Origin of the sequence: Stenotrophomonas sp. JAG2 (genome assembly GCF_041080745.1) — a bacterium.
Classification (GTDB): Bacteria; Pseudomonadota; Gammaproteobacteria; order Xanthomonadales; family Xanthomonadaceae; genus Stenotrophomonas; species Stenotrophomonas maltophilia_AA.
On record NZ_JBEUMH010000001.1, the window covers coordinates 63239 to 82401 of the forward strand.

The window sequence follows — 19163 nt, forward strand, 5'->3', positions numbered from 1 at the left end:
AGCCCCCTTGAGTCAAGGGGGCGCGCCGACAGGCGCGGGGATGTGGGTGATGGTGAGGCGGGGCCCAAGGTTTGCATCGCAAACCTTGGGAGCGGTGCGCGAATGCGCGTTGCTACCGCATCAGAACGACTTCTTCCGCCGAGGTCGGATGGATCGCCACCGTGTCGTCGAACTGGGCCTTGGTCACGCCCATCTTCACCGCCAGCGCGAACCCCTGCAGGATTTCATCCGCGGCCTCACCGAGCAGGTGCACACCGACCACCCGCTCCTCTTCGCCCACGCAGACCAGTTTGAACAGGCTGCGCTGGGTGCCATCGGCCAGCGCCTGCAGCATCGGGCGGAAGTTGCTGCGGTACACGCGGACGTCGCCGTACCTCGCGCAGGCCTCTTCTTCGCTCAGCCCCACCGCGCCCAGCGCCGGGTGCGAGAACACCACGCTGGCGACGTTCTCATAGTCCATCTTCGCCTGCGGCTGGCCGCCGAACAGGCGGTCCATCAGCTTGCGCGCCGCGGCGATCGCGACCGGGGTCAGGCCCACCTTCCCGGCGATATCGCCCACGGCATGAATGCTCGGCACCGCGGTGGTCTGCCACTCGTCGACCTCCACCTCGCCCTTGTCACCCACCACCACGCCCACCGCTTCCAGCCCCAGATCGGCACTGTTGCCGCGTCGGCCGGTGGCGAAGAACAGCGCATCGAAGTGACCATCGGCGGGCCCATCATGGCCGAGCGCGACCACGGCCTCGCCGTCACGCTGCAGCTCGCGCAGGCGATAGCCGAAGTGGACCTGCACGCCCTGATGCCGCAGATTTTCGGCAAGCTGCGCGGTCAGTTCGGCATCGAAACGCTCCAGCAGGCGCTCACCCCGCACCAGCAGGGTCACGCGGCTGCCCAGCGCCTGCAGCAGCCCGGCCAGTTCCACCGCGATGTAGCCGCCGCCGACGATCGCGACCCGCTCCGGCGCGCTGCACAGGTTGAAGAAATCATCGGAGACCAGCCCCAGTCCGGCACCGGGAATATCGGGGCGCTGCGGATGTGCGCCGGTCGCGATCAGGAGGTGCGCGGCACTGATGCGCACGCCATCGCTGCATTCCACCGTGTGCGCATCCACCAGCCGACCGCGGCGCGGCACGCGCACCACCTTGTTTTCGTCCAAGCGCTTGAGATAGCTGGCATGGATATTGGCGATGTAGGCCTGGCGATGCACCACCAGTTCCCTCCAGTCCAGCGACGGGCGCACCGGCACGTCGAAGCCCATCGCCGCGGCCAGGCCGATCCGCCCGGACAGATCGGCGGCCAGCCACATCGCCTTCTTCGGCACGCAGCCGACGTTGACGCAGGTGCCGCCGAGTTCACCCGGCTCCAGCATCGCCACCCGCTGGCCGTGCTGCGCCGCGCGGAAGGCCGCGGCCAGGCCGCCGGAACCACCGCCCAGCACGATCAGGTCATAGTCGTATTGCGTCGTCATTGGCATCGCTCAACTCGGTAAGGGGCAGGATCGAACGCCGGCGTGCGGTCGTTGATCAGGTCTGCCATCAACGGGCCGGTGCCGACGCTCATGCGCATCTCCAGCATGCCACGACCGGCCGCGATCCAGACGTGAGGGGAGGTGGCGCCGCCGTGTCAGGCCCGGCGCAGCGGCGGCCACTGCAGATAGGTCATCGCGCGCCAGATCCACTCCAGCGGCCCGAAGCGGAAATACCGCAGCCACGCATGGCTGATGGCGACCTGCACGGCGAACAGTGCCAGCGCGAACGGGATCTGCCACAGCCGCGGCATCGTCTCGAACGCCCCCAGTCCGTAGCCGTAGAACACCCAGGTGCAGACCAGCGACTGGCCGATGTAATGGGTCAGCGCCATCCGCCCCATCGGTGCCAGCACCTGCAGGCGCGCGCGCCCGTGCACGATCCAGGCCAGATACCCCAGGCACATCAGCAGCCCGGCCAGCGCACTGATCGCATAGGCGACGCCGCCGGCCAGATCGAGTGTGCCGGGCGCCTGGTAGGGGTGCCAGACCGCACTGCCCAGCATCAGTACCAGACCGCTCGGCAGCGCAACCCAGCGCAGCCGTGCATACAGCCGCGCGAAACGCTCCGGCTCGGCCAGCGCACCACTGCGGGCGAACCAGCTGCCGATCAGGAACATGCCCAGCACTTCCAGGCCGATGACGAAGATCCCGGACAACATCGCGCCCAGATCATGCAGGCGCTGACCCACGGCCTGCGCCCAGCTGCCATGCGCATACGCCTGACGCTGCAGTTCGATCGTCTGTTCGGCCTGTGCGATGGCTTCGCGCAGCGGCGCCTGGGTATGCTCCATGCTGGCCATCCAGCTCATCAAGGCGCCCAGCACCATCACCAGGGCGGCCGCGCCCAGATAGCTGATCGCGCCCATCGCCGGCAGCCAGCTGCGCGGCGCCTCGCGACAGGCCAGCAACAGCACTGAGATCAACGCATAGATGACCAGGATGTCGCCGGACCACACCAGCAGCGCGTGGCACAGGCCGATCAGCAGCAGCGCCGCACTGCGGCGCAGATAGAACGGTGCGAACGCGCGGCCGGCGAGGTCGGCGCGCTGCGCCATCACCGAGAAGCCCGCGCCGAACAGCAGCGAGAACAGGGTGAAGAACTTGCCCTGGACCAGCACGTAGATGGCCGCGTCGGCCCAGTAGTCGGCGCCCTGCCAATGCGGATCGATGCCGGTGAACGACAGGTCCAGCGGACTGCTGAACGCCTCCATGTTCATCAGCAGGATGCCCAGCAGCGCGAACCCGCGCAGGATGTCGATGACGGCGATGCGCTCGTGGGCGCCCACCGGCTGCAAAGGAGAAGAAGCTGCGTTCACAGGCAATCCGCTGACCAGGTCCACCATTATGCCGCGCGCGCGCGGGCCTGCCGCACAAACGAAAACGGCCCGCCGAAGCGGGCCGTCGGATCAACGAAGGGTCACCGCACTCAGTGCTGGTGGCCGCCGTCGCCGTGCACGTGGCCGTGCTCGATTTCTTCCTTGCTGGCTTCGCGGACGTCAACGATCTCGACGTTGAAGTGCAGGTCCTTGCCGGCCATCGGATGGTTGAGGTCGACGTCGACCACGCTCATGCCGACCTTCTCGACGGTGACCGCACGCGGGCCGAAGTTGGTCTGCAGCACGACCTGCTGGCCCGGGACCAGCTTGCTGGTGCCGAAGTGCTTCTTGGGCACGCGCTGGGTCAGGCCGTCGCGGCGCTCGCCGTAGGCGTCGGTCGCCTTGACGTCCACCTCGAAGGTGGCGCCGGCTTCCTTGTCCATCATGGCGTTTTCCAGGCCCGGGATGATGTTGCCGTGGCCGATCAGGATCGCCAGCGGATCACGGTCCCTGGAGCTCTCGATCGGCTCCTGGCCCTGCTCGGCGACGGTGTAATGGAAACGGACGACGCGGTCTTTTTCGATCTTCATGCGCAACTCTGGTCTGGAGACTGCCGAGGGCAGACGGGTGAGGCGGGTTGTGGCCTGCCGGATACGCCGCCATCATGACGGCCTTCTAAGGTCGCGCATTATCCGGACAACATGCACATGACGCCAGTTTCGCGCCTGACCCGCCTGCCCGGCCACCTGGCCCTGCTGACGATCATCGCCCTGCTGAGCGCCTGTGGCGGCGGCAAGACCACCCGCCCGGCCGCGCCGCCCGCCTCGACCCAGGTCTGGCCCAGCGTGGCCCCGAACGATCCGCAGGCCGCCAACGCCGTGCTGATGCGCGCGATCGGCCTGGTCGGCACGCCCTACCGCTACGGCGGCAACACTCCCGAATCCGGTTTCGACTGCAGCGGCCTGGTTGCGTACGTGTACCGCGAGATGCTCGACCTGCGCCTGCCGCGCACCTCGCGCGATCTGGCCGCCGTGCAGGGGCCGAAGATCGATCCCAAGCGCCTGGCGCCCGGCGATCTGGTGTTTTTCGGCAACAAGGGCAACGTCTTCCATGTCGGCATCTATGTCGGGGAAGGCCGCTTCGTGCACGCCCCCAGCACCGGCGGCACGGTCCGGCTGGACTCGCTCGGCGGGCCCTATTGGAAGGACCACTACACGGGAGCGAAACGCGTCCTTAACTAAGCTGAACAGGGGTAAGGTCCAAATTTGTGACCGACATCACGCAGTTGTAAACGAAAAATTAACGGAATTTGTACCTAATCACCGCGCTTACACGGCATCATCACCCATCGTTTTTATTCAGTGACCGCCGCGTGACGACAGACGACCTGACGTGCAAAGGCCAGACCGCCGCAACCCGGCGACGCGCCCGACCTGCTTTCTTCGCTGCAGCACTCTGCCTGGCCAGCCTTCCGGCCTGGGCGCAGTCCGCACCGACGACCGCTCCCGAGGTTGCTGCATCCCCCGTCACTGTCACCCCTGATTCTTCCGCGCCGGCCAAGCCCAAGGCTGATGCGCCGGCCCGCAGCAAGGCCGATGCCGCTGCCAGCGCCACCCTCGCCGCCCTGCTTCCGCACCTGGCGGCCAACGACACCATCCCGCTCATGGACCGCTCGGCGATGTTCGCCGGCGATCTGAGCCGCCTGCTCGCCAATTACGACGCCAGCACCGGCGCCACTGCCGTGGTCGGCGACGCCGCCGACAATGGCAAGGTCCAGTCGCTGCTGCGCCGTGCGATGACCCTGCTCGGCACGCCGTACCGCTGGGGCGGCACCTCGCCGGACAGCGGTTTCGACTGCAGTGGCCTGGTCGGCTATGTGTTCCGGACCGCGCTGGGCGTCGAACTGCCGCGCGTTTCCCGCGAGATGGCCCATGACGGCGCTGCCGAACTGATCAATGACCGCAACGCGCTGGCGGCCGGCGACCTGGTGTTCTTCGGCCGCAAGGGCCGGGTCGACCACGTCGGCATCTATGTCGGCGAAGGCCGCTTCCTGCATGCCCCGAGCACCGGCAAGGACGTCCGCGTCGACAGCCTGGTCAGCGGCTACTGGGGCGGCAAGTTCATGCAGGCCCGCCGCGTCGACCTCTGACACGCCCTGCTGAACCGCCTGGTCGAAGGCCGCTGCCCTGCAGCGGCCTTTTTCGTTGGGCGAGCGCCACTGGCCGCTGACCGGCCCAACCCGCGTTCCCTTCTCTGTCACCGCCGTTTTCCCGGCCGGTGACGCGCCCGGCGCTTGCGCACCGTGGCGGGGGACGGACCCGGACGTGGGGCGGCACGTCCGTGGCAACCGATCAGGCAGCAGACACCGCCCGCGATCCTCGTCGACAAGGTGACGCATGGCGGCTGTCCCCGATTTTCCTGCCCGGTGTGTGATCTGGTTTGGGCACCCCCTCACGCTTGAACGGGCGACCCTCGCTGCGGCCGGTTGGCAGGTCCGCGGCGTGGCCCCCGAACAGTGCGCCGGCATCGGCATGCGCGGCAGCGACCAAGTCGTGGGCCTGCTGGACCTGCGCACCGCGGTCCCGGCCAACCTGGCCCATCTCCAGCAGTTGCTGGTCGACCACCGCCACATGAGCCTGCTGGCCCTGTTGCCGGCCGCGCCCCTGCGCGCCTCACCGGTGCTGGATGCGCTGCTCGCTGCCTGCGTGGATACCTACACCGCGCCGATCGACCTGCCGCGGGTCGTGCAGCGGCTGCAGCAGCTGGCCGGCGCGGAACCGCTGCCCGTCAAACATGGCCCGCAGTCCCTGATCGGCGACAGCGCCGTGCTGCAGGTGACCCGCGCGGCGATCCGCAAATACGCGCCGGTGGACCTGCCGGTGCTGATCACCGGCGAAACCGGCACCGGCAAGGAACTGGCCGCCCAGGCGCTGCATGCGCTGTCGGCACGCCACGCGCGCCCGTTCCTGGCGGTGAACTGCGGCGCCATCCCGGCCGCGCTGGTCCAGTCCGAGCTGTTCGGCCACGAGCGGGGCGCTTTCACCGGTGCGGCGACGCGACGCCTGGGCCTGTTCGAATCGGCCACTGGCGGCACCGTGTTCCTCGACGAAATCGGCGACCTGCCGCTGGATGCGCAGACCAACCTGCTGCGCGTACTGCAGGAGGGGACGGTCGAGCGCGTCGGCAGCAATCGGCCCCTGGAGGTGGACGTGCGCGTGCTCGCCGCCACCCACGTGGATCTCGAGAAGGCGGTCGAACAGGGCCACTTCCGTCGCGACCTGTTCTACCGGCTCAATGTGCTGCGCCTGCCCCTGCCGCCCCTGCGCGAGCGCGGCAGCGACATCGCGCTGCTGGCCCACCACTTTCTCGCCAGCTTCCGGCACCGGCACGTCACCCGTGCGCGCGGTTTCACCGCCGAGGCGATCCAGGCGCTGGAGTGCTTCGCCTGGCCGGGCAATGTGCGCGAGCTGCTCAACCGCGTGCAGCGTGCGGCGATCGTCAGCGATGCCGAGCTGATCAGCGCGGCGGACCTGGAGCTGAGCCAACCGCTGCTGCCCACCGCCGAGCGTGGCCTGCAGGGTGCAAAGCAGGTGGCCGAACGCGAGACCCTGCTGCATGCGCTGCGCCAGAACGATTTCAACATCACCGCCTGCGCCCGCCACATGCAGGTCTCGCGGGTGACGGTCTATCGCCTCTGCCGCAAGCACCAGCTCGCGCTGCCCGAACTGCGCTGACGCCGACCGTACAGCGTGTGAGCAGTCGCGCTTACAAGCTGTACGGCACTTTGAAGGCCAGGGTGAAGTCCGGTGCGTCCGGGGTCAGGCCGATGCCGAGCAGGCTCACCAGGGTGGTCTTCTGGTTGAGGGCATAGGTGATGCCCAGGTTGAGCGTGCCCGCGTTGGCATCGCTGCCGATCACCTTGAGCCACTGGCCGTTCTTGTAGCGCGTGGAGGCGCGCGCGCTCAGCTTGTCGCTGAAGGAGATGCTCAGGCTGGTGCGCTCGTTGAACGCGAAGGCCACGCCGGCACCGAAGTAGTACGAGCCACCGAGCTTCACGTCGCCCGGGTTGGTGGTGTCCGGGTTGGCGTCGATGTCGTCGAAACTGCGCGGGAAGGAATGGATGTAGCCGATGTTGGCGAACAGGATCGCCGGATCGGCGGTCTTCACCGCAGAAAGCCCGACGTTGGCCTGCCACACCCCATTGCCGGTGGGTTGCTGCTCGGGCACCGCGAAACGGATGAAGTCATCGTCGTCGCGCTCGAGCACCTTCCAGTCCAGCCCATACGGCGCGCGCCCTGTGGGCGCGGTCGCGCCCACGGTCAGCACGGTTTCCGGCAACCGCCCACGTTCGGCGAACAGCCGGTAGTTGGCGCTCACGCCCACATCCCCGATGCCGTTGCCGGTGGTTTCTTCCTGCGCGATCGCCGCGGCCGAACCGCCGGCGCCGCCCTTCTGGAACACGGTCTTGCGCGCCAGGTAGGGGACGTCCAGGTTCAAGGTCAGGCGTGGGCTGACACCCCAGCGCGCGGCCAGGTTGTAGGTCAGCGTGTCCGACTCGACGTTCTCGATGGCGATGTTGCCCAGGAAGATCGCATCCAGCGCCAGGAAGCCGTTGAGGCTGAGCTGCTTACGGTCGTAGCGGGCGTAGGAGAGGCTGTTTTCCAGCGTGAAGCGGCGACTGAAGAGCGCAGCCTGCTGCTGCTTGACGTCATCCACGCTGCGCCGCGATTCCTGCTTGGCCTGCTGCGCTTCGGCCGCCGAGCTGGCATAGCCGTCGGCGCTGGCCGGTACCGCGGGCGTGCCGGCCGGCAGTGCCTGTTGGGGTGGAGGTGCGGCACCCGCGACCGGCGCGGTCTTGCCGGTCAGTCGTGCCTGCATGGCCTGCACCTGCATGTCCAGTTCGCGCAGGCGTCGTACTTCCTGCGCGTAGTTGGCCTTGAGACTTTCCAGCTGCGCCATCAGCGCCTTGACGTCGGCCGCGTCATTCGGCGCAGGTTGCTGCGCCTGTGCATGGGCGGACGCAGCCGCCATGAGTGCCAGCGCCGCCAGCGCCAGCGGTGTTGCGCGGATCATCGTGTGCATTGCCTTGGCCCACCGTTGTGTTGACGCTCCCCCTGCCGTGCCGATGGATCACTGGCCCGGCCCCATGCCTACCCCGCGTACCAGCGTCATCGCCTGCGCCACGTTCTGGTTGAGCGGAACGTTGTTGGCGAGCGACTGCCGCACGAGGTCGATCTGCAGCCGGTTGGTGACCGACTGTCCATCACTGCCCAATGCGATGCTCTGGCCGACGCTGCCGTTGCGGATCCACTGCTGGACCGCACCAACACCCTCGATCTGCAGCTGCACCCTGGCCGTGTTGCCTTCCAGCTGTGCCAACGCGCTGACACCGCCCTGCTGCACGCTGGCCAGGTGCGCGCCTTCGCCGGTGGGCGTGGGTGCGGTGCCTTCGCGTACGGTCAACTGGGTGGCATTGCTGGCCAGGTTGCCGTCACCGGCGACCTGGATGCTCTGGCTCAGGCCGGCCACGTTCTGCAGGCCGCTGGACTCCACGCTGCGCCCGGGCGTCACCGGCAGCGGCGCATCGGCCGCGGTCACGCTCACGCTTGGTGCGAAGCTGATCTTCGGTGTGCTGCCGCCGTGGCTGAAGTCCATGCCCAGCTTCAGCGCGCTCTGCGCCGACTGCCCGCCGGCGGTCTGCCACTGCGAGACCATGGTGACGCCGAACCACGCCACGGTGTTGCCACCGACGGTGTAGCGGCCACGCATGAGGTTCAATTCCGGATCGGGGATCTCGCTCAATCCCTTGCCGGGCCGGCTGTCGTCGGCGTGCGCCGGCGCGGTGCCCAGCAGCGCGAGCAACACGATGCCGGGCGTCCAGGTTGCGATGTTCATGATGCCTCCTTAAAACAGATCGGCATGGGTGAATCCGAAGTCGACCAGTTCGGCATCGGTGATCGGTCCCTGCCTGGCATACAGCGAACGGGCACTCGGCCGTTCACCGGGCTGCAGCAGTACCGTGTTGCGATCGAAGTCACTGCCGATCACGACAAACACGGCGCGCGACGGCCACGCCTGGAGAAATTCGCTGACGGGAATGCTGCGGTTGCCCAGGATCGGGTCGGCTACATCCACCACATCGCCACGGACCTGTTTGAGGACCACGAAATGGCGGAAGCCCCGCACATCCATCAGCACCAGCCCGGGCACGCGCAGTGAGCGCAGGCGCTCTTCGTTGACGCGGTAGCCGCGGCCGCGCATGCCCATCGATTCGACGTAACGCTTGATGTCCAGCAGCGAGAAACCGCGCTGGTGGACCAGTTGTGGATCCGAAACCCCCATCATCCCTTCGATCACCGTGCCCTCATCCCCCTCCAGGTGGTAGGCGTAGCGCAGGATCGTGGCCAGGGCAGCCGCGCCACAGCTGTAATCGGTGTGTTGCCTCACCACGTTGCGGAAGCGCCGTTCCTGCATGCTTTCCACGCGCTGGGTGAGCACCGCCCCGTTGGGCAGCACGCCACTGAAGCCGACATCGCCGGCACGCACGAGACCCATCGGCATCATCAGCATCGACAGTGCCCAGGCCAGCATCCAGGTGCGCATTCGGGTGGACATCGTGTACTCCGGCTCAGGAAGGAGCCCCTGCCCCAAGGGGGAGAAGGGACAGGGGCTCCCGGGGAGCCCGGTCATTGGCGGATGACCGGGTTTGTTGCGCTCAACGCGTACTGCTTGCGAAAACGGACAGACTTACTGTTCCGGACCGCCGCCACCGCCGCCGCCAGTGGAGGGCTGCGCAACCGCCAGGGCCAGACTGTTGGCCTGCAGGTTGCCGGTACCGGAGGCCACGTTCACCCCGATGTTGCCGGAGGCGCCGGAGAACGCACTGCCGGACAACGCCGCGGTGTTGGTCGCATCCACGTTCACCCAGCGGGTGGTGGACACGGTGCCGCTCAGGCTCGCGTAGAGGTCGGCCACGCCCAGTTCCACGAACTGGCTGGTGCCGCGCTCATCGGTGTCGAACGCAATGCCGCCCACGCCCGGACGATTCGGGTTGGCGGTGGCATTCTGGATATCGCTATCCATGTCGATATGACCGGTTTCGCTGCCGCTCGGATGGTCCAGCGCGCCGCTCCAGGTATCCAGGTAGTAATTGTCTTTCTGGTAGGCACTACCCGTGCCGCTGTAACGACCCGCACCGACGGCCAGGGTGGCACCGGCGACGCGACCACTCAGGTTCACGTCCACGGTGTCGGTCATCGACTGCAGGTAGCCGGCGTTGCTGACCGTGTTGCCCGACGAGACCTGGTTGGAGCTGATGCTCGAGGTCGCATAGGCGCTGGTGGCCACCGACGCGGCGAGCGCATTCTTCTGCTCGTTGTTGTTGCCGGAGGCGACGTTGGCGCCGATGTTGCCGGACGCGCCGCTGAAGGCGTTGCCACCCAGGCCCGCGGCGTTGGTTACGCCGGAGTTGAGGGTGGTGTTGCCACCGCCGAACTGGTTGACGAAGACTTCCGCATCGGCCATGCCGAAGCTGAAGGACGCGTCGGCCGCGGACAGCGAAGCAGCGTTGTCCTGCGCGTTGTTGTCACCGGCGGCGACGTTGAAGCCCAGGTTGCCGGAGGCATCGGCACCGACGTCGTCGGCGATCGAGGCGCTGTTGGTCACCAGGCTGTTGCCAGCCAGGTTGTTGGTGACGGACTGGCGGTTGTCGATGACGGCGATGGCGGCCGAGTCGATATCGATCGAGCCGGTGATTTCCGGATCACCCGAGAAGCGGATGTCCGAGCTCAGGCGCAGGTCTTTTTCGATGTTGACGTCAACGCCGTGGTTGTTCTTTTCCTGGCGTTCGTCGGCCTGGATGTTGCTGGTCTTGTTGACGTTCTCGGTGACGTTGCGATTACTGGTCACGTCGCGGTTGCTGGTGACGTTGGTGTTGCTCGTCACGTTGTCGTTGATGGTGGTGTTGGTGGTGCTGTTGTTGTTGCGGGTGTTGTTCCAGGTCCGGTTCCAGGTACGCGAATCGGTGTTGGTGTTCGTATTGGTTTCGGTGTTGGTATCGGTGTTGGTGTTGGTGCGCGTTTCAGCCACGTTGTGCAGGTGGTTGATGTTGGCGCTCTGGTTCTGGTTGTCGCGGTCATTGCCCCAGCCATTGGCGCCGGCGGAGGCGGATGCGGCGGCAACGGCGATGGCCAGTACGGTCCGTTTCATGTTGGTGTTCATGGTGCCCTCTCTCTCATCACAGACAATCGGGTGGATGTGACTACTCACGGGGTGGACTGCACCGAGATGCTCAGTTGGTTTGCGGTGGCGTTGCCGGATCCCGCGATCTGATTGAGTTGCAGGACGCCGTCGAATCCCTGCAGCGCGGAGGCTTCGACCGCCACCCTGCGAGTTCCGGCCGACCGACCGCTGTTGACGGCCCCCTGCCCCCCTGCTGACGCGAGCGCGCCCGACGCGGCCAAGGCCTCGTCGTTCGTTTCGCGTATGCCCTGTTGCGCCAGCGTGGCGGTGACGACGTTGAGCGTCGCGTTGCCGTTGCCGCTGGCCTGGTTGATCGATGCGACGCCGCTGGCGCCGTTCAGTGCCTGGCCACCGAGCGTGGCGCTGGCGTCCATGGCGGTGTCGCTGAGGCTGACGTTGTTGGACTGCTGCTGGCGCGCGTCCACGGTGATGTGGGCGTTGCGGCCGTTGGCGATGCCCATCAGGTTGGCCTGCTGGTTGAGATCACCGGCGGCCATGTTGACGGTGATGGCGCCATCGGCGCCGGCCAGGGTGCGGCCGTCGATGCGGCTCTGGTTGAGGTAGGAGAGCATCGCGGCGTAGTCATTGCTCTGCTGGGCGTGCACGGCCAGCGGCGCGAGCAGCAGGCAGCTGAGCAGGCTGGTGCGAAGGACGGTGTTCATTTGCCCGGCCCACCGGCAGGCTGGCCCAGCGGGAACTGCGCGAGTGCGCCGCGGACCTGGTCGCCGATGCCGCGCGTGGCGTTGCCGACCGCGCCCATGGGCCCGCCGATGGTGTTGCTGAACTGGCCGCTGGAGAGCATGCCGCTGTCGGTGGCTTTGCCCAGGGTGCTGTTGACGGTGTGGCCGGTGACGCGTTCGATCGTGGTGGCCCCGCGGGGAATGCCGGCCCCGGTATTGGAGCCGAGCGAGGCGTAGTCGTCGTCGCTGAGTTCGTCCATGCCGCTGGAGGTCCCCAGGGCCTGGCCGACTTCGCGCCGCGGTGAGGGATCGGCGATGAGGGCCATGCCCGGCGGTGCGGGGCGGTAGGCGGGACGTGCGGAGACGTCACGCAGGAGGACGATTTCGCCGGGCTGGGCTTTGACGCCCTGACGCGCGCCGGAGGCGTGGGCGGCGGCCGGCAGGATGAGTGCGGCGGCGAGCAGCCAGAGTGTGGTGTCTCGTGTGCGGTATGCGGCAACGCTGTCCATGGCGACCTCCGATTACATGCGGAGGGTTGGAGCAGCATTCGTGCCAAGTTCGGAACGCTAGTGTCTGCGGGGTTTCTGTGCGGTGCGTCTTATCCGCACGCAACATTGCTGTTACAGGGGCGTTGGCGTTGGAGCGGATGAATGGGTCGGTGCGGTGATCACGCGGCGCTGACAGGTAGACGCGGTGCGGGTGTATCACGGGTGTTACACCGGGTGATACAGGGGTTTACGGTGCGGATTCAGGGTGGTTGCCTGGCGCGCGCAACGCTTCAACTGTTCACTGGCGGGGGCGGCCGGTGTGTCGAGCGCTGGGCCTCGCTACGCTTGTCGGCGAATGTCCCCCGGTGCCGGCCTGCGGCCGTCCCCTCCTCCTTGATTTCGCCCACAAGCGCAGCGAGGCCCATCGTGTCCAGCCACTGGCGCCCCCCTCAGCAAGCACATGTTTGCAGTATGCCTACCACCGCGCACGAGCCCCGAAGAGGGGCCTGCCGGTCGCTTCGGGGCGTAACGCTCGCGGCGACCCCAAGCGGAAAAAAAAGACCGGCTCTCGCCGGTCTTTGGGTGCTGCGTTCGTGCCTGCATCAGGACGTTCGTTCTTCGCCTTCATCCACGCCGAGGTTGGTCGATGGGTTGTCGTAGACCGCGCGGTCGAGCAGGCCGGTTTCCTTGGCGACGATGACCGGGACCAGCATCTGGCCGGTGACGTTCGTCATCGTGCGCATCATGTCGAGGATGCGGTCGATGGCGTAGAGGTAGCCGATGGTTTCCAGCGGGAGGTTGGCGGCGCTGAGGACAACGGTCGCCATGACCACGGCGGTGCCGGGGACGCCGGCGGTGCCGAAGCTGCCCAGCACCGAGGCGATCAGTACGACGATGTACTGCTCGGGGGTCAGCGGGACGCCGGTGTACTGGGCGATGAAGACCGCGCACAGGGCGGGATAGATCGCGCCGCAGCCGTCCATCTTGATGCTGGCACCCAAGGGAACGGCGAAGGAGGCGTAGTCCTTGTTGACGCCGAGGTTGTGGGTGATTGAGCGCATCGCGGCAGGCATCGCGGCGAAGCTGGAGGAGCTGACGAAGGCGACCTGCATGCCGGGTGCGGCGCCGCGGAAGAATTTCAGCGGGTTCAGGCCGTGCATGAGCAGGAGGCTGCCGTAGACCACCACGATGTGCACGGCGCAGGCGATGTACAGGGCAAGGACGAAGTTGCCGAGCGGCAGCAGTTTCTCGAAGCCGTAGCTGCCGACCAGGCCGGCGATCAGGCCGAAGGTGCCCAGTGGGGTGATCTCCAGCACGAAGCGGGTCACCTGGATCATGATCTCGCTCATCTGCCCGGTCAGCTTGCGTGCTTCGCTGACCTTGTCGCCCAGCTTGACCATGGCAAAGCCGAGCAGGCCGGCGAAGAAGATCACCGGCAGGATCGAGCCACGGCCCGCGGCGAGGACGGTTTCACCGGCGGCATTGATACGGGTGCCGATGCCGGTCAACGCGTAGAACACGTTGGAGGGCACGACATCCATCAGCACCTTGATCACGCTGGGCACTTCGCGCGGGGTGTAGCTGTGGTCCATGCTCAGGCTGAGCGCGCCACTGCCGGGCTGCATGACGGTGCCGACAGCCAGGCCCACGCAGACCGCCAGCGCGGCGGTGATGATGAACCACAGGAAGGTGCGCCCGCCCAGGGCCGCGACGGACTTCTGCCCGTGCAGCGAGGAGATGGCGTTGATCACGGCGAAGAACACCAGCGGCACCGCGATCATCTTGATCAGGGTGACGTAGAGGTCGCCCAGGGGGCCGAACCAGGTTTCAGCCGCCGGCCCGAGCAGCCAGCCGGCCAGTGCGCCGAGGACGAAGCCGCCGAGGACCCGTTGCCAGAAGGGGATCCGCAGCCAGGCAGAGACCAGCTTCATGCGCGTTCCAGAGGTAATTTGACAGCTAGGCACCTTAGCCCAAGCGGGGCCCTGGAACGAGGCGCGCACGGAAAATCAGCGTGTCATCGGCGTGCCTTGCGGCGTTCTGCATAATGAACGCCCGTTTCACATGTGAGATTTTCCTGTCCATGTCCCGTTTCACGCCTCTGGTGGCCGCCGTCACCACCCTGCTGCTCGGCGCCTGCGCCAGTACCGCTCCCTCCTCCAGCGCCTCTGCCGGCGCGGTCCAGGTCGATGTGCCGGCCATTGCCCACCCCGCCGGGGAGACCCCGCAGTGGTGGTACCGCAGCGGCGCGGCACGTGCGGCCAGTACCGGGGCGATGGACGGCAAGGCCAGGAACGTCATCCTGTTCCTGGGGGATGGCATGAGCCTGACCACGGTGGCGGCGGCGCGCATCTTCGAAGGCCAGCGCAACGGCCACCCGGGCGAGGAAAACCTCCTGTCCTGGGAGCGCTTCCCGGCCACGGCGTTCAGCAAGACCTACAACACCGATTCGCAGACGCCGGATTCGGCGGGCACGATGACGGCGATCACCACCGGCGTGAAGACCCACATGGGCGCCATCGGCGTGAGCGCAGGCACCCGCAATGACTGCGCCGACAGCCTGGGCAAGGGGCTGCTGACCTGGCTGCAGCTGGCCGACAGCGCCGGCATGGCGACCGGCGTGGTCTCCACCGCGCGCCTGACCCATGCCACCCCGGCGGCGACCTATGCGCACTCGCCGGAGCGCAACTGGGAAAACGATACCGACGTGCCCGAGGAGGCCAAGGCCGCCGGCTGCCGCGATATCGCCCAGCAGTTGCTGTCGACCGCGCGCTTCGGACGCGGCCCGCTGGTCGCCCTCGGCGGCGGCCGCGGCGAGTTCACCACCGTGGAAGAACGCGATCCGGAATACGACGACAAGGTCGGCCAGCGCCTGGACGGGCGCAGCCTGGTGACCGAGTGGCAGCAGGCCCACCCGCAGGGTGCGTATGTCTGGAACGCCACGCAGCTGCAGGCCGCCGCGAACGCACCGGCGATCCTCGGCCTGTTCGAGCCGGACCACATGCGTTACGAGGCCGAGCGCAAGGACGATCCGGCCGGTGAGCCGAGCCTGGCCGAGCTGACCAAGGCGGCGATCGCCAACCTGTCGCGCCACCAGGAAGGCTATGTGCTGATGGTGGAAGGCGCGCGCATCGACCACGCCAATCACAGCGGCAATGCCTACCGCGCCCTGACCGACACGGTGGCGCTGTCCGATGCGGTGCGTGCCGCGGTCGAGGCGACCTCGGACCAGGACACCCTGATCATCGTCACCGCCGACCACTCGCACACGCTGAACTTCGTCGGCTATCCGGCGCGTGGCAATCCGATCCTCGGCAAGGTGAAGGACAAGGGTGGCGAAGACGGCGCCGGCAAGCTGGAGCTGGCCCGCGATGGCCTGGGCCTGCCTTACACGACGCTGACCTACGCCAACGGCCCGGGCTACATCGGTGCCACCAACCAGCAGCCGGTCGGGCCGAAACGGTATCCGCACAACCCGAGCAGCTTCGATCCGACCACTGGCCGGCCTGACCTCACCGCAGTGGATACCGAGCATCCCGATTACATGCAGGAAGCGCTGGTGCCGGCCAAGAGCGAATCCCATGGCGGCGAAGACGTCGGCATCTGGGCACGTGGCCCGGGCAGCAAGGCGGTGCGCGGCACGATGGAGCAGAACGCGATCTACCACATGATCGTGCAGGCCACCCCGCGCCTGCGCCAGCGCCTGTGCGAGGCCGGGACCTGCGACGCCAAGGGCGTGCCGGTCGAGCTGCCCAAGCCGACCGCCTTCGAGCGCCAGGCAGGCGATACGAAGTAATGCGTCTGCCTCTCCGCAACGCAACGAACAGGGGCCGCCAGGTGCGGCCCCTGCTGCTGGTGGCCGGCCTGTTCGCCTCCGGCATCGCCTGGGGCGCCGACACCGGGTGCACCGCCTTCACCGAGGAAGACGGCCTGCAACCCTTGGCCGGGTGCCAATGGGCCGACGGCCGTCTTGCGCTCGCGCCCAAGGCGTTGGCCTCGCTGTCCTACGATCAGGACGGGTTGGCGGCGGTCCATGCGGGCGGCGGATTCCATTATGTCCGCGCCGATGGCCGGCAGCTGCCGGTGATCACCTTCGACAACGGCCCGGACTATGTGGTGGAAGGGTTGGTGCGCGGCCGCGTCGGCGCGCGCATCGGCTACTTCGATACCGAGCTGCGTCAGGCCTTCCCGGCCACGTTCGATTTCGGCTGGGCCTTCGAAGACGGCGTGGCCCGCGTCTGCGAGGGCTGCCGGAAGGGGACGCCGGACGAGCACGGCCATACCGCCATGGTCGGCGGCACCTGGTATCGCATCGACCGCCAGGGCCGCTCGGCAATGGACGCAGAGACGCCATGAAGGCTCCGCGTGGCATCGCCACCACGCAGCGCCGATACTGCCGGTCTGCCTGAGGCTGCTCTCCCCATGACTCCCCTGCTTCCGCCACCGCCCTCTGTCGTCCATCCGGTCCTGGTGGGCTTCAGCGGCGGGCTGGATTCCACCGTCCTGCTGCATTGGCTGGCCACCTCGCCGGCGCAGCGCACGGCTGGCCTGCGCGCCGTACATGTCCATCACGGCCTGCAGGAGCAGGCCGATGCCTGGACCGTGCACTGCACGCAGGTCTGCGCCCGCTGGAACATCCCGCTGCGGGTGATCCGCGTGCAGGTACCGCGCAACCGGGGACAGGGGCTGGAAGCCGCCGCGCGGCATGCGCGGCGCGAGGCCTTCGCCTCGCAGCTGCTGCCCGGCGAACAGCTGGCGCTGGCCCATCATCGCGATGACCAGGCCGAGACGTTCCTGCTGCGGGCACTGCGCGGCTCCGGCGTGGATGGATTGGCCTCCATGCAGGTCACCAGCGCATTTGGCGCCGGCACCGTGTGGCGCCCCTTGCTGGAGGTTCCGCGCAGCAGCCTGCGCACACATGCGCAGGCAGAAGGGCTGGACTGGATCGAAGACCCCAGCAATGCCAGCGACGACGCCGACCGCAACTTCCTGCGCCTGCACGTGCTGCCCCAACTGCGCCAGCGCTGGCCGCAGGCGGACGCGGCCTTCGCGCGCAGCGCGGCGTTGTGCGCGCAATCCCAGCATCTGCTCGACAGCGCCGACCGCGACGCGCTGGAACGCTGCAGCGTGGGCCCCGGCGTGATCGACTGCGCGCGCCTGATGCGGCAGCCGGTCGAACGGCGCGCGCGCCTGCTGCGGCACTGGGTGCGTGGCAGTGGCCTGCCGCCGCTGCCGGCCGCGGGCGTCGAGGCGGTCGAACGCGAGCTGCTGCCGGCCGCGCACCATGCCGATGCGCAGTTCGCCTGGCAGGGGGCACGCATCCGTCGCTGGCGCGGGCAGCTGCACCTGCTCTCGGCCAGCCTGGCGCTGCCGGCCGACTGGAGCGTGCACTGGGATGGGCGCGCGCCGCTGGCCCTGCCCGATGGCGGTGAGCTGCGCCTGATCGGTGCGGTGGAGGGCTTCGATACGCCGGTGCAGATCCGTGCGCGGCGCGGCGGCGAGCGCATCCAGCTGCCCGGGCGCGCGCATTCGCACGCACTCAAAGACCTGCTGCAGCAGCAGGGCCTGCCGCCGTGGCAACGCCGCCAGCTGCCGTTGCTGTTCGATGAGGAAACCCTGCTGGCGGCCGGCGACCGCGTGATCGGTGCCGCCCTGCAGCCGTGGCTGCAGGCCCATCATGCGCAGTTGCAGTGGACGCCGGGCGCGGCGTGAATTGACCCCGCCGGGCCGGCGGCCCACACTTGGCGCATGGCAAAGAAGTCCCCCAATGAAACCTCCCCGGTCGCCCACTTCGAGCAGTCGCTGGAAGAGCTGGAGCAGCTGGTGGAGAAGATGGAAACCGGCGAAATGAGCCTGGAACAATCGCTCAGCGCCTACGAACGTGGTGTCGGTCTGTACCGCCAGTGCCAGCAGGCGCTGGAACAGGCCGAACTGCGCGTGCGCCTGCTCAGCGATCCGGCCCAGCCCGACACCGCCGTCCCGTTCGACCCGCCCGGCCATGACGGTTGAGGCCACGTTCGCGCGTTGGCGCGACCGGATCGAACATCATCTAGACGCCAGCCTGCCCTCCCCGACCGATGCCCCGCGTGGGCTGCACCAGGCGATGCGCTATGCGGTGCTCGGTGGCGGCAAGCGCATGCGACCGCTGCTGGTGTATGCCAGCGGCCGGATCTTCGGTGCGGATGAAAGCGCGCTGGATGCCCCCGCGATGGCGGTGGAACTGATCCACGCGTATTCGCTGGTACACGACGATCTGCCGGCGATGGACGACGACGCATTGCGTCGCGGCCGGCCGACCACGCACATCGCCTTCGACGAAGCGACCGCGATCCTCGCCGGTGATGCATTGCAGACGCGCGCGTTCGGCCTGATCGCCGATGCGGCCCTGCCGGCCGCGCTGCGCGTGGCCTGCCTGCAGACCCTGGCGCACGCCTCCGGCGCGGCCGGCATGTGCGGCGGCCAGGCGCTGGATATCGATGCCACCGGCCATCAGCAGCCGTTGCAGGATCTGGAACGCATGCATGCGCTCAAGACCGGCGCGCTGATCCGCGCGGCGGTACGCATCGGCGCGCTGTGTGGCCAGGCACCTGAAGCCGATCTGGCGACGCTGGATGCCGTGGCCGCGTCGCTGGGCCTGGCCTTCCAGGTGCGTGATGACATCCTCGATGTCGAAGCCAGTTCCGAACAGCTCGGCAAGACCGCCGGCAAGGACGAGGCGCAGGCCAAGTCGACCTTCCCGGCGCTGCTGGGCATGGAGGGCGCGAAGGCGCACCTGCGCACCCTGAGCGAACAGATGTTCGATGGTCTGGCCGGATATGGTGAGGCGGCCGATGCACTGCGTGCGCTGGCGAAACTGGCGGTTGAGCGGGATCATTGAGCGATCGTGAAGGCAGCCACGCGTGGCGTGGCTCTA

General features: G+C 67.8%; 17 protein-coding genes and 1 pseudogene. 8 read left to right on the plus strand and 10 right to left on the minus strand.

Annotated features, from left to right (window positions below; all coding sequences use genetic code 11):
- Nucleotides 1-112 precede the first annotated feature (112 nt).
- The 3 genes and pseudogenes from gorA to AB9O74_RS00300 all read right to left on the minus strand — a co-directional run bounded on the left by gorA (nt 113) and on the right by AB9O74_RS00300 (nt 3434).
- Entirely contained in the window at nt 113-1468 is a 1356-nt protein-coding gene (gene gorA, locus AB9O74_RS00290) for a glutathione-disulfide reductase (protein WP_369348032.1), read from the minus strand.
- Nucleotides 1465-2871: pseudogene (locus tag AB9O74_RS00295) on the minus strand (DUF418 domain-containing protein). Before AB9O74_RS00295 ends, gorA begins: the two are co-directional and overlap by 4 nt.
- Nucleotides 2872-2954: 83 nt before the next feature.
- Entirely contained in the window at nt 2955-3434 is a 480-nt protein-coding gene (locus tag AB9O74_RS00300) for a peptidylprolyl isomerase (RefSeq protein ID WP_176989263.1), read from the minus strand.
- Between the two features lie 111 nt (nt 3435-3545).
- Here AB9O74_RS00300 and AB9O74_RS00305 point away from each other — a divergent pair, with 111 nt between their 5' ends.
- The 3 genes from AB9O74_RS00305 (at nt 3546) to AB9O74_RS00315 (ending at nt 6578) form a co-directional block, all read left to right on the plus strand.
- A complete protein-coding gene (locus tag AB9O74_RS00305; protein ID WP_369348033.1) occupies nt 3546-4085 on the plus strand; it encodes a C40 family peptidase in 540 nt (179 codons plus the stop codon).
- A gap of 146 nt (nt 4086-4231) precedes the next feature.
- Nucleotides 4232-4993 carry a C40 family peptidase gene (locus AB9O74_RS00310; RefSeq protein WP_369348234.1) on the plus strand — a complete coding sequence of 254 codons (762 nt, stop codon included), beginning with the start codon at nt 4232-4234 and terminating at the stop codon, nt 4991-4993.
- A 247-nt stretch (nt 4994-5240) separates the two neighbouring features.
- Nucleotides 5241-6578, plus strand: a complete 1338-nt coding sequence (locus AB9O74_RS00315) for a sigma-54 interaction domain-containing protein (protein ID WP_369348034.1) — start codon at nt 5241-5243, stop codon at nt 6576-6578.
- A 31-nt stretch (nt 6579-6609) separates the two neighbouring features.
- Here the strand turns inward: AB9O74_RS00315 and AB9O74_RS00320 are convergent, their stop codons facing one another.
- From AB9O74_RS00320 to AB9O74_RS00350, 7 genes are all read right to left on the minus strand, one after another.
- Entirely contained in the window at nt 6610-7926 is a 1317-nt protein-coding gene (locus tag AB9O74_RS00320) for a hypothetical protein (RefSeq protein ID WP_369348035.1), read from the minus strand.
- Between the two features lie 48 nt (nt 7927-7974).
- Nucleotides 7975-8739: a hypothetical protein gene (locus tag AB9O74_RS00325; RefSeq protein ID WP_369348036.1), complete on the minus strand. Its 765-nt coding sequence runs from the start codon at nt 8737-8739 to the stop codon at nt 7975-7977.
- A gap of 9 nt (nt 8740-8748) precedes the next feature.
- On the minus strand, nt 8749-9435 hold the full coding sequence (locus tag AB9O74_RS00330; protein WP_369348235.1) for a C39 family peptidase: 687 nt from the start codon (nt 9433-9435) through the stop codon (nt 8749-8751).
- A 156-nt stretch (nt 9436-9591) separates the two neighbouring features.
- The gene (locus AB9O74_RS00335; RefSeq protein ID WP_369348037.1) at nt 9592-11052 is read right to left on the minus strand and encodes an adhesin; all 1461 of its coding nucleotides are present in this window, start codon (nt 11050-11052) and stop codon (nt 9592-9594) included.
- A 56-nt stretch (nt 11053-11108) separates the two neighbouring features.
- A complete protein-coding gene (locus AB9O74_RS00340) occupies nt 11109-11747 on the minus strand; it encodes a hypothetical protein (RefSeq protein ID WP_241696481.1) in 639 nt (212 codons plus the stop codon).
- On the minus strand, nt 11744-12274 hold the full coding sequence (locus tag AB9O74_RS00345) for a hypothetical protein (protein ID WP_369348038.1): 531 nt from the start codon (nt 12272-12274) through the stop codon (nt 11744-11746). The genes AB9O74_RS00340 and AB9O74_RS00345 overlap by 4 nt, the downstream gene beginning before the upstream one ends.
- Before the next feature lie 581 nt (nt 12275-12855).
- Complete coding sequence (locus AB9O74_RS00350; protein WP_176989255.1) at nt 12856-14184, minus strand: dicarboxylate/amino acid:cation symporter; 1329 nt, start codon at nt 14182-14184, stop codon at nt 12856-12858.
- A 149-nt stretch (nt 14185-14333) separates the two neighbouring features.
- Between AB9O74_RS00350 and AB9O74_RS00355 the strand changes: the two genes are divergently transcribed.
- The 5 genes from AB9O74_RS00355 (at nt 14334) to AB9O74_RS00375 (ending at nt 19127) form a co-directional block, all read left to right on the plus strand.
- Nucleotides 14334-16046 carry an alkaline phosphatase gene (locus tag AB9O74_RS00355; RefSeq protein WP_369348039.1) on the plus strand — a complete coding sequence of 571 codons (1713 nt, stop codon included), beginning with the start codon at nt 14334-14336 and terminating at the stop codon, nt 16044-16046.
- Nucleotides 16046-16606, plus strand: coding sequence for a WG repeat-containing protein (locus tag AB9O74_RS00360; protein ID WP_369348040.1), 561 nt, complete (start codon nt 16046-16048; stop codon nt 16604-16606). Before AB9O74_RS00355 ends, AB9O74_RS00360 begins: the two co-directional genes overlap by 1 nt.
- Before the next feature lie 66 nt (nt 16607-16672).
- Complete coding sequence (gene tilS, locus AB9O74_RS00365) at nt 16673-17962, plus strand: tRNA lysidine(34) synthetase TilS (RefSeq protein ID WP_369348041.1); 1290 nt, start codon at nt 16673-16675, stop codon at nt 17960-17962.
- 36 nt (nt 17963-17998) lie between these two features.
- On the plus strand, nt 17999-18259 hold the full coding sequence (locus tag AB9O74_RS00370; RefSeq protein WP_176989251.1) for an exodeoxyribonuclease VII small subunit: 261 nt from the start codon (nt 17999-18001) through the stop codon (nt 18257-18259).
- Nucleotides 18249-19127 carry a polyprenyl synthetase family protein gene (locus AB9O74_RS00375; protein ID WP_369348042.1) on the plus strand — a complete coding sequence of 293 codons (879 nt, stop codon included), beginning with the start codon at nt 18249-18251 and terminating at the stop codon, nt 19125-19127. Before AB9O74_RS00370 ends, AB9O74_RS00375 begins: the two co-directional genes overlap by 11 nt.
- Nucleotides 19128-19163 lie beyond the last annotated feature (36 nt).